A 9,462-nucleotide genomic window follows, 5' to 3' on the forward strand; every position below is an offset into this window, starting at 1 on the left:
CCAACAGCTGATCGCCATCGGAAAAGCTCCCAAGCAGGCCATCACTGCCGTCATGCGAAAGCTCGTCGTCCTCGCCAACGCACTCCTCAAAAAACGCGCCACCTGGCAGAAAAAAATCGCTTGATCATCACGGATACTCTTTCCTTCTCCCGTTGCGAAGCAATGGGAGAGGGTGGCGCGAAGCGACGGATGAGGGCCTCTCACCGCGAGTCGTGCTGGTGGAAAGAGCCCTCATCCGCCCTTCGGGCACCTTCTCCCATCGGCTGCGCCGACGGGAGAAGGGAAAGGGAAGACCTTGAAACGCAAAATGGTTCTCGTCGGCGCCATCACGGCCGCGCACGGCATCAGGGGCGAGGTGAAGCTCAGGAGCTTCACCGCCGATCCCGCCGCCATTGCGTCCTATTCGCCACTGGAAACGGCGGCGGGCGGCAAGATCGAGATCGCGAAGCTCCGTACACGGAAGGATGGTTTCATCGCCAGCCTGAAGGGTGTGACGGACCGCAACGCCGCGGAGGCGCTTCGGGGCACGGAGCTGTTCGTGCCGCGCGGGTGCCTTCCCGAACCCGGCGACGGGGTCTATGTGCATGATCTCACCGGCCTTCCCGTTCACCTCGCCGACGGTTCGCTGTTGGGTGAGATCGCCGGCGTGGCGGATTATGGTGCTGGCGACCTGATCGACGTCAAGATCGAGGGCCGCAAGGACACGGTGCTGATCCCCTTCGCCCCCCAATATGTGCTGGAGGCGGCGGAGGACAGGATCGTGGTGGACCTGCCCAAGGGCTATCTCGACGTGGAGGAGGAGCGATGAGCTTCAAGGCCCCCAGCTTCCACGCCACCGTGCTGACCCTCTTCCCCGAGATGTTTCCGGGGCCGCTCGGCCTGTCGCTCGCCGGCCGGGCGCTGGAACAGGGCATCTGGTCGCTGGAAACCCGCGACATCAGGGCCTCCGCCACGGACCGCCACCGCACGGTGGACGATCACCCGGCGGGCGGCGGTGCGGGCATGGTGCTGAAGCCCGACGTGCTGGCGGCGGCCATCGACGCCGCGCCCTCCGAGGGTCCCCGGCTGCTGATGAGCCCCAGGGGCCAGCCCCTCACCCAGTCGCTGGTGCGGGAGCTCGGTGCGGGGCCGGGCTGCCTGATCGTCTGCGCCCGCTTCGAGGGCGTGGACGAACGGGTGATCGGGAAGCGCGGCCTTCGCGAGGTCTCGATCGGGGACTATGTGCTGTCAGGCGGCGAGCCTGCGGCCATCGTGCTGCTCGATGCCGTGGTGAGGCTTCTCCCCGGCGTTATGGGCAGCAAGGCCTCGGGCGATGAGGAAAGCTTCGAAGGGGGGCTTCTCGAGCACCCGCATTACACCAAGCCCAACCTCTGGGAAGGTATTGAAATTCCGGGGGTTCTCCTCTCCGGCGACCACAAGGCGATTGCCCGGTGGAAGCAGGAGAGGCGCGAGGCCCTGACACGCGCCAGACGGCCCGACCTGTGGCAGGCCCACATGCCGGGAAAGATTTGATTTTGAACCGGGTTGGGGCTATAGGCCGCCAACCCTTTAAGGAAGACAGTCAGTCATGGATATCATCGCTCAGCTCGAAAAAGAGCAGGCCGCAGTCGTGGCCGCCCAGCGCGCCGTGCCGGAATTCGGCCCGGGCGACACGGTCATCGTCAATGTGAAAGTGAAGGAAGGCGACCGTTCGCGCGTGCAGGCCTATGAGGGCGTGTGCATCGCCCGTTCCGGCGGCGGCCTGAACGAGAACTTCACCGTCCGCAAGATGTCCTATGGCGAGGGCGTGGAGCGCGTGTTTCCGGTCTATTCGCCGATGATCGACTCGATCAAGGTGGTGCGCCGTGGCGCGGTGCGCCGCGCCAAGCTCTATTACCTGCGCGGCCGCACCGGCAAGTCGGCCCGCATCGCCGAGAAGCAGAAGGCCATGGGCCTCGCCGCCGCGCGTGAGAAGGCCGCCGAGTAGGATCAGGGCCTGACGGTCCGCGGAACATTTCTGAAGGGCCGGTTTTTCCCGGCCCTTTTTTTCGGGGAGCCCGCGCCATGACCGGCGCTTACTTTGCTCAGAACCGCCTGAACTGGGATGACCGGGCCGAGATCCACCTCCGGGATGAGGCCGGCGGCTATCGGATCGACGCCTTCCTCGCGGGCGAGGACGCTCTCCATGATATTGAGCATGACGAGATCGGCGACGTCTCCGGCCTGCGTATCGCGCATCTCCAGTGTCACATCGGCATCGACACGCTGTGCCTCGCGCGCCGCGGGGCGAGCTGCGTGGGGCTGGACTTTTCTCCCAGGGCCATCGCGGCGGCGCGCATGCTGGCGGCGAAGACGGGCCTCGACGTGCCGTTCGTCGAAGGCAATGTCTATGATGCGCGCCAGCTCATCAATGGCCTGTTCGACATGGTCTATGTCACCTGGGGCGCGATTTGCTGGCTGCCGGATGTGCGGCGCTGGGCCGAGGTCGCCTCCTCGCTGCTCAGACCGGGAGGCCGCCTCTATCTGCTCGAAGGCCACCCCTCCTTCATGCAGATCGACGAGACCGCCGAAGGCCTGCGCATCGGCTTCGACTGGCGCAACCCGCCGGACAAGCCGCTGACCATGAGCGCGGAGACGACCTATACCGGCGACACCGCAAGGATCGCCCACCCCGTGACGCATGAATGGCTGCACCCGGTCTCCGACGTCGTCAACGCGGTGATCGATGCCGGGATGACGCTGGAGCGGCTGAACGAGCATGAGCGTCTGGCATGGCAGTTCGCGCCATGGATGGCGCCCGTCGAGGGCCGCCGCCGCATGTGGGTTCTGCCCGAAGGCCTGCCGAAGATGCCGGTGGCCTTTTCCATTCAGGCCAAGAAGCGCTGATCAAGCTTCCGCATCGCGCACCCGCACCACGGTGACCGTGCAGGGCGCTTCCATGGCCACCTTGCCGGAGACGCTGCCCAGAATCTTTCGCATCGTCGAGTTGGCGCGCGCGCCCATGACGATGTGGTCGACATTGTTGACGCGCGCATAGTCGAGGATTTTTTCCGCCGGGTCGACGGCCTCCAGAACGTGATAGGTGATGCGGCCCTGGTTGAGCTTCAGCACGTTGAGCACGGCGAGCCGGGCATCGGGCGAGCGTTCCATGATGCGCAGCAGCGCGCGCCGCAGCTTTTCGGCCAGTTCCGGCGTCATGTCGTCGAGGTTGACGGCGGCGGCGACAATGGGCGCGTCGGAGGCTTCCGCTTCGCGCTCCGGCGGCTTGTCGATGAGGGTCCGCGGCGGCCCGCCTTCACCTTAAGGCAGCGCAGCACGATGTCCTGGAAGCGCGGCGTGGGACATGATCACCGGTCATATCCTGTGCCACCGACACGCCTGCGCCGGGGCGTTGCCTGAGTCGCATAATCAGCCTATGGTGGCGACCGGCAGCAGGCAGGGAATTTGGCAATCATACCAGAGGCTTTGATGGCGGATATTCAGAAACTGGATGAGGCGTTCCTGAGGTTCGAGGCGGCGCTCAGCCGGGTTGAGCAGGCGGTGGGCAGCACCTTTGACGGGCAGGCGCGCCTGGTGGTGCTGGAGAGCGAGGCCGAATCCCTGAAGCGCGAGAGGGCGCGGCTGGCGCATGAACTCGACCTGGTGCGCGGCAAGGCAGGCGAACTCGTCGACACATCAAAGACGGCCGCGGGCAAGATCGATGCCGCCATGTCGCGCATCCGCGCCGTTCTGCACTCGAACACGCCGGAGTGAGAGAATGGCGCATGTGATCGTCCAGGTGAACGGCCGACCCTACACCATGCAGTGCCCGGAGGGCGAGGAGCCGCATTTGCGCGACCTCGCGGAGCTTCTCGACAGCGAAGTGCAGCGGGTGAAGGCAAGCGTCGGCAATGTCGGCGACATCCGCATGCTGGTGATGGCGGGGCTGATGGTGGCGGACCGCCTGTCTGAGGCGATCGAGCGCGTCCGCGAGCTTGAGGAGCAGGTGGACGGTTTGCGCGAGGCAAGAAACGCCGCGCAGATGGAGGCCCTCGAGATCCAGGCCACGCTGGGCGAGCGGCTGATGGTGGCGAGCGAACGCCTTGAGGCGCTGGCCCGGCATCTGGGGAAGTGAGGGCCTCCCGTCCGGCGACGGCTTCCTCCATGGACATCCACCCCCATCGCACCTAAATAAGTGCCCGGCGGGCTGCCCGGTGCGTGAGCTGACATTTTTTCCCTGGGGCCTATGCGTTTCCGAATGGGAGCTGTCCCTGGGCTTGGCCGTGGCCTTGCCCACACGGCGCCCACCTACACTTGTAGGGACCCGGGATCGCAAGTCGCTCACGGCCCATGGTGGCCCGCCACTCCATTCGTGTTCCCCGCCGGAGATTTGATGGACATCGCAGAGTTGAAGCGCGAGGCGCGCGCGGCCGCATCGAAGCGCCGGGCGGAGGCCCACGCGCTGCTGAAGGACCGGGCCGGCGCGATGATGGCGGCGCGCGGGCTGCCGCCGGAGATCGGCATGGCGGCGGGCGCCGTCTCCGGCTTCATTCCCTACAAGAGCGAGATCACCACCATTCCCATGCTGGAACGGCTGCACGCCGAGGGATGGCGAACCTGCCTTCCCGTCGTCATCGCGATGGGGCAGCCGCTGGCGTTCCGCGCATGGGCGCCGGGCGAGCCGCTGGCGCCGGGGGCGTGGGATATTCCGGCGCCGCTTGACTCCGCGCCCGAGGTGACGCCCGACGTGCTGCTGGTGCCGATGCTGGCCTTCGACCGCAGGGGCTTCCGGCTCGGCTATGGCGGCGGCTTCTACGACCGCACGCTGGAAAAGCTCCGTGCACTGAAGAAGGTTGTGGCGATCGGCGTGGCCTATGGCGCGCAAATGGTGGAGGAGGCGCCGGCAGGCCTCCACGACGCGCCGCTCGACTATGTGATGACCGAGCGGGAAACCTTCGCATGCGGATGATCTTCCTCGGCGACGTGGTGGGCCGGGCCGGGCGCGACGCGGTGGCGCGCGAGCTGCCCATGCTGAAGGCGCGCTACCGCCCCGACCTCGTGGTGGTGAACGGCGAGAATGCGGCGCATGGTTTTGGCATCACGGAGGAAATCTTCCTCGGCTTGCTCGCGGCGGGGGCGGATGCCGTCACGCTCGGCAACCATTCCTTCGACCAGCGCGAGGCGCTGATCTTCATCGGGCGCCACCCCAACCTGCTGCGCCCGGTGAACTGGCCAGGGGGCTGCCCCGGCCAGGGGGCGGCGCTGATCGACACGGCCAGCGGCAAGCGCGTGCTGGTCATGCAGGCCATGGGCCGGGTGATGATCGAACCGGTGCTGGACGACCCCTTCCCGGCGGTCGAGCGCGAGCTGGAGGCCTGCCCCCTCGGCGCCGCCTGCGATGCCGTGCTGATCGACTTCCACGCCGAGGCGACCTCGGAGAAGATGGCCTTCGGGCATTACTGCGACGGCCGCGCCAGCCTCGTCGTCGGCACCCACACCCATGTGCCGACCGCCGACCACCGGATCCTCTCCGGCGGCACCGCCTATATCAGCGATGCCGGCATGTGCGGCGACTACGACTCGGTGATCGGCATGGAAAAGACAGAGCCGCTGCAGCGCTTCCTGCGCAAGCTGCCGGTCGAGCGCATGCGGCCTGCCGAAGGCCCTGCAACCGTCGCGGGTGTCGCCGTCGAGACCGACGACCGCACCGGCCTCGCGACCATGATCGCCCCGATCCGCATCGGCGGGCGGCTCGCACCGGCGCTGGTGTCCGCCTGGGAAAATCCCGGGGCATGACTCAATTTCCGCGTTGGTCGTAGAAAAACTCTAGTGACGGCTTCGAAAAAGCCGTTAGTATCTTTTGCAGCGCTTATAAAAAACAGGGTGCGGGTCGGGGTCTTGCACAGGGTTGCGGACACCGCCACAGCTCCTACAGAGCGTAAAATGGGGAGGAAATCGACGCTGTGACCTGCGCATGCCTATGCGCGGCCGGGGCTTGCTTCCTCCCTTCTGATCAACAGGCCGGCGCTGACCGGCCATTTGGAGGAAGCTGTCGTATGAAGAAATTTGCTACTCTGCTCGGCGTCGCCCTGCTGGCCGGTTCCGCACTCGGCGCCGCCCAGGCCTATGCGGCCGACGAACTCACCATCACGTCCTGGGGCGGCGCCTACCAGGAGGCCCAGCGCAAGTCGCAGTTCGAACCCTACATTGCCCTTGGCAACAAGATCACCGAGGCCGAATACACCGGCGAGATCGCCAAGATCCGCGCCATGGTCGAAGCCAAGGCCGTGACCTGGGACGTGGTCAGCGTCGACAGCCAGACGGTTCTCGCCGGTTGCGCCGAAGGCATTTTCGAAACCATCGACTGGAACAAGCTCGGCCTCGACCGCGCAAACTTCCTTGGCTCCGACGTGACCGACTGCGGCTTGCCGACCGACCTTTATTCCACGGTTGTCGCCTTCGACACCACAAAGACAAAGGAGCCCGCCGATCTCTTCGAGGCGCTGTACGACACCGCCAAGTATCCCGGCAAGCGCGCCCTGCAGAAGAACCCCTACATGAACCTTGAGTGGGCGCTGATGGCCGACGGCGTGGCGCCGGGAGATGTCTACAAGGTGCTCGGCACCGAGGAAGGCGTGGACCGCGCCTTCAAGAAGCTCGATACGATCAAGAAGGATGTCGTCTGGTGGGACACCGGCGCACAGGGGCCGCAGCTCCTGGCCGACGGACAGGTGGTGTTCGCCTCGTCCTGGAACGGGCGCTTCTACAAGGCGATCATGGCCGACAGCAAGCCGTTCAAGATCATCTGGGACCGTCAGGCCCCGGACACGGAGTTCTGGGCGATCACCAAGGGCACCCCGAAGCTCGAGGAGGCCTATCGTTTCGTCTCCTTCGCCGGCCAGCCCAAGCAGCAGGCCGAACAGGCCAACAACATTCCCTACGGACCGTCCAACAAGGATTCGATGGCCTTGGTTAAGCCGGAAATCCTGCCCCACCTTCCGACCGCGCCGGCCAACCTGAACACGGTCTTCTACGCCGACCAGCAGTTCTGGGCCGACAAGGGCGACGAGCTGCGTGAGCGCTTCAACGCCTGGCTTGCCCAGTAAGCATGGCCCATTTCCGGGGAGGAGGGTTGCTCCTCCCCGGTCTTCGCGATTTTTACGACCGAAGGCGACCCGGCAAGCCCATGGCACAGGCACTCCCCAACGATGGCGTCATGCGCGCCGCGGACGGCACGCCGCTGAAAGTTGCGCTGGCCCGCGCCGGGCGCGCCGAAAGACTCAAGGCCGTGGCGCTGGTGCTGCCGCTCTTCGCCTTCATCATCTTCTCCTTCGTCGTGCCGATTTTCATCATGCTCTACAACTCCGTCTATGACCCGGACGTTGCCGAGAACATGCCGCGGACGGTGCTGGCCCTGAAGACCTGGGACGGCAAGGACCTGCCCCCGGAAGAGGTGTTCGCCGCCTTCGTGGCCGATATGAAGACCGCCCAGCAGAACAAGCAGACGGCGCTGATCGGCAAGCGCCTCAATTACGAAATGTCGGGCATCCGCTCCAAGGTGGTGGCCACGGGCCGCAAGATCGGGTCCATCGAGGCCGCACCCTACAGAGACCAGGTGATCGCCATCGACAAGGTGTGGGGCCAGCCGGAGACCTGGGCCACCATCAAGCGCTCGTCGTCCGATTACACGCCCTTCTACATCCTCTCCATGCTGGACCTGCGGCAGACGCCTGACGGCTCGATCGAGGCGGTGCCGGCGGACCGCGCCATCTACAGGAGCATCCTGGCGCGCACGCTTGGCATCTCGCTGCTCGTCACGCTGCTCACGCTGGTGCTGGGCTATCCGGTGGCCTATCTGCTCGCCACATCGCCGCAGCGCACGGCCTCGATCCTGATGATCTTCGTGCTGCTGCCGTTCTGGACATCGCTGCTCGTGCGCACCACGGCCTGGATGGTGCTGATGACCGATGGCGGCGTGTTCGCCGGGCTCCTGCATTTCACCGGCATCACCTGGTTCCTCAACCTCACCGGCGTGCTCAACGGCGAGCCGCAGCTGTTCAAAACGCGCTTCGCCACGGTGGTGGCGATGACGCATATCCAGCTGCCTTTCACGCTGCTGCCGATCTATTCGGTGATGAAGACCATCTCGCCCACCTACATGCGCGCGGCAAAGTCGCTGGGCGGCACGCCGTTTTATTCCTTCCTCCGGGTCTATATGCCGCAGACGCTGCCGGGCGTGGCGGCGGGCTGCCTGCTCACCTTCATCCTCTGCCTTGGCTATTACATCACGCCGGCCATCGTCGGCGGCCCGACGGACCAGATGATCTCCGGCTTCATCGAGCGCGCCATCAATTCCGAAAACAACTGGGGCAAGGCTTCGGCACTGGGCGTCATCCTGCTCACCGCGACGCTGATCCTCTATTACGTCTATAACAAGCTGGTCGGCATCGACCGCATGAAGCTGGGCTGACCGCCATGGCCGTTCCCGCCTATTACACCCGCGGCGAGACCGTCATCTATTACGCGGTGCGCGTCTTCGTGGCCCTTGTGCTGCTGTTCCTGATCGCGCCCATCCTCGCGGTGATGCCGCTGTCCTTCAACTCGGAAAGCTTCTTTACCTATCCCATGCCGGGCCTCTCGCTGAAATGGTATGACGACTTCTTCTTCAACCCGCGCTGGTCGGGTTCCGTGAAGATGAGCTTCCTCGTCGCCATCGCCACGACCATTCTGGCGACAGCACTCGGAACGCTGGCCGCGCTGGGTTTGGCGCGCGCCAATTTTCCGGCCAAGGCAACGGTCATGGCGATCCTCATCTCGCCGATGATCGTGCCGGTCATCATCTCCGCCGTCGGCATGTTCAAGTTCTATGCCTCGCTCGACCTGGTGGGCACCAGGCTCGGCATCATCCTGGCGCATACGGCGCTCGCGACGCCCTTCGTGGTGATCACCGTCACGGCGACGCTCGCAAGCTTCGACAGGACGCTGATGCGGGCGGGCGCCTCCTGCGGGGCGGCGCCGCACACCGTGTTCTTCAAGGTCGTCATGCCGCTCATCCTGCCGGGCATGATCTCAGGCGCACTCTTCGCCTTCGTCACCTCCTTCGACGAGGTGGTGGTGGTGCTGTTCCTGGCGAGCCCCGAGGACCGCACGCTGCCCTTGCAGATGTTCTCCGGCATCCGCGAGATGATCTCGCCCACCATCACCGCGGCGGCCACCGTGCTGGTGCTGATCTCGACCGCGATGCTGGTGGCCCTGGAACTGCTGCGGCGGCGGTCGGAACGGCTGAGGGGTGTTGCGCCGGGTTGAGGCGGTTCTCCGCTACGAAGAATCTCATCATCGCCGGGCGTGTCCCGGCGATCCTTTTCTGGCGGCCGGGAAAAGGATGCCCGGGACAAGCAACTGTCGATTTTCAGTAGCTGTGGCGGAACTCCGTGTTGTCTCGCATGATGGCATTGAGGATGGTGAGGAACTTGTGCATGGCTGCGACGAGGGCGACCTTGAAGG

The 9,462-nt window shown here is 65.3% G+C and carries 12 protein-coding genes and 1 other RNA gene; 12 read left to right on the top strand and 1 reads right to left on the bottom strand.

Translation table 11 applies throughout. The annotated features are described in order from the left end of the window. Positions 1-295: 295 nt before the first annotated feature. From rimM to IOC69_RS08760, 4 genes are all read left to right on the top strand, one after another. On the top strand, positions 296-808 hold the full coding sequence (rimM, locus tag IOC69_RS08745) for a ribosome maturation factor RimM (protein ID WP_290543161.1): 513 nt from the start codon (positions 296-298) through the stop codon (positions 806-808). Beyond that, positions 805-1,512, top strand: a complete 708-nt coding sequence (gene trmD, locus IOC69_RS08750; RefSeq protein ID WP_290543162.1) for a tRNA (guanosine(37)-N1)-methyltransferase TrmD — start codon at positions 805-807, stop codon at positions 1,510-1,512. The genes rimM and trmD overlap by 4 nt, the downstream gene beginning before the upstream one ends. 55 nt (positions 1,513-1,567) lie before the next feature. Continuing rightward, positions 1,568-1,966, top strand: coding sequence for a 50S ribosomal protein L19 (gene rplS / locus IOC69_RS08755; protein WP_290543163.1), 399 nt, complete (start codon positions 1,568-1,570; stop codon positions 1,964-1,966). A 77-nt stretch (positions 1,967-2,043) separates the two neighbouring features. Beyond that, on the top strand, positions 2,044-2,865 hold the full coding sequence (locus tag IOC69_RS08760; protein WP_290543164.1) for a class I SAM-dependent methyltransferase: 822 nt from the start codon (positions 2,044-2,046) through the stop codon (positions 2,863-2,865). On the opposite strand, the gene IOC69_RS08765 is transcribed toward IOC69_RS08760, so the two are convergent. Continuing rightward, positions 2,866-3,252 (bottom strand): universal stress protein, encoded by a 387-nt coding sequence (locus tag IOC69_RS08765; protein WP_290543172.1) that lies wholly within the window; start codon positions 3,250-3,252, stop codon positions 2,866-2,868. Between the two features lie 195 nt (positions 3,253-3,447). On the opposite strand from IOC69_RS08765, the gene IOC69_RS08770 reads away from it, so the two are divergent. The 8 genes from IOC69_RS08770 (at position 3,448) to IOC69_RS08805 (ending at position 9,264) form a co-directional block, all read left to right on the top strand. Then, entirely contained in the window at positions 3,448-3,732 is a 285-nt protein-coding gene (locus IOC69_RS08770) for a DUF4164 family protein (RefSeq protein WP_290543165.1), read from the top strand. Positions 3,733-3,736: 4 nt separating this feature from the next. Further along, positions 3,737-4,093 (top strand): cell division protein ZapA, encoded by a 357-nt coding sequence (locus tag IOC69_RS08775; RefSeq protein WP_290543166.1) that lies wholly within the window; start codon positions 3,737-3,739, stop codon positions 4,091-4,093. A gap of 66 nt (positions 4,094-4,159) precedes the next feature. After that, positions 4,160-4,322, top strand: a non-coding RNA gene (gene ssrS / locus IOC69_RS08780) — 6S RNA. Between the two features lie 29 nt (positions 4,323-4,351). Then, positions 4,352-4,927: a 5-formyltetrahydrofolate cyclo-ligase gene (locus tag IOC69_RS08785; RefSeq protein ID WP_290543167.1), complete on the top strand. Its 576-nt coding sequence runs from the start codon at positions 4,352-4,354 to the stop codon at positions 4,925-4,927. Next, positions 4,918-5,754: a TIGR00282 family metallophosphoesterase gene (locus IOC69_RS08790; RefSeq protein ID WP_290543168.1), complete on the top strand. Its 837-nt coding sequence runs from the start codon at positions 4,918-4,920 to the stop codon at positions 5,752-5,754. Before IOC69_RS08785 ends, IOC69_RS08790 begins: the two co-directional genes overlap by 10 nt. Before the next feature lie 260 nt (positions 5,755-6,014). Next, positions 6,015-7,064 carry an ABC transporter substrate-binding protein gene (locus tag IOC69_RS08795; RefSeq protein WP_290543169.1) on the top strand — a complete coding sequence of 350 codons (1,050 nt, stop codon included), beginning with the start codon at positions 6,015-6,017 and terminating at the stop codon, positions 7,062-7,064. A gap of 80 nt (positions 7,065-7,144) precedes the next feature. Beyond that, the gene (locus IOC69_RS08800) at positions 7,145-8,428 is read left to right on the top strand and encodes an ABC transporter permease (RefSeq protein WP_290543170.1); all 1,284 of its coding nucleotides are present in this window, start codon (positions 7,145-7,147) and stop codon (positions 8,426-8,428) included. 5 nt (positions 8,429-8,433) lie between these two features. Next, positions 8,434-9,264, top strand: a complete 831-nt coding sequence (locus IOC69_RS08805) for an ABC transporter permease (protein WP_290543171.1) — start codon at positions 8,434-8,436, stop codon at positions 9,262-9,264. Positions 9,265-9,462: the final 198 nt, after the last annotated feature.

It is taken from the genome of Aestuariivirga sp., from assembly GCF_020252405.1.
Classification (GTDB): domain Bacteria; phylum Pseudomonadota; class Alphaproteobacteria; order Rhizobiales; family Aestuariivirgaceae; genus Aestuariivirga.

What these genes read in the sequence shown, in the direction of transcription:
- IOC69_RS08790 (WP_290543168.1), top strand. Translation starts at nt 4,918, where the DNA reads ATGCGGATGATCTTCCTCGGCGACGTGGTGGGCCGGGCCGGGCGCGAC.
- IOC69_RS08800 (WP_290543170.1), top strand. Translation starts at nt 7,145, where the DNA reads ATGGCACAGGCACTCCCCAACGATGGCGTCATGCGCGCCGCGGACGGC.
- rplS (WP_290543163.1), top strand. Translation starts at nt 1,568, where the DNA reads ATGGATATCATCGCTCAGCTCGAAAAAGAGCAGGCCGCAGTCGTGGCC.
- IOC69_RS08770 (WP_290543165.1), top strand. Translation starts at nt 3,448, where the DNA reads ATGGCGGATATTCAGAAACTGGATGAGGCGTTCCTGAGGTTCGAGGCG.
- IOC69_RS08805 (WP_290543171.1), top strand. Translation starts at nt 8,434, where the DNA reads ATGGCCGTTCCCGCCTATTACACCCGCGGCGAGACCGTCATCTATTAC.
- IOC69_RS08760 (WP_290543164.1), top strand. Translation starts at nt 2,044, where the DNA reads ATGACCGGCGCTTACTTTGCTCAGAACCGCCTGAACTGGGATGACCGG.
- IOC69_RS08775 (WP_290543166.1), top strand. Translation starts at nt 3,737, where the DNA reads ATGGCGCATGTGATCGTCCAGGTGAACGGCCGACCCTACACCATGCAG.
- IOC69_RS08795 (WP_290543169.1), top strand. Translation starts at nt 6,015, where the DNA reads ATGAAGAAATTTGCTACTCTGCTCGGCGTCGCCCTGCTGGCCGGTTCC.
- IOC69_RS08785 (WP_290543167.1), top strand. Translation starts at nt 4,352, where the DNA reads ATGGACATCGCAGAGTTGAAGCGCGAGGCGCGCGCGGCCGCATCGAAG.
- trmD (WP_290543162.1), top strand. Translation starts at nt 805, where the DNA reads ATGAGCTTCAAGGCCCCCAGCTTCCACGCCACCGTGCTGACCCTCTTC.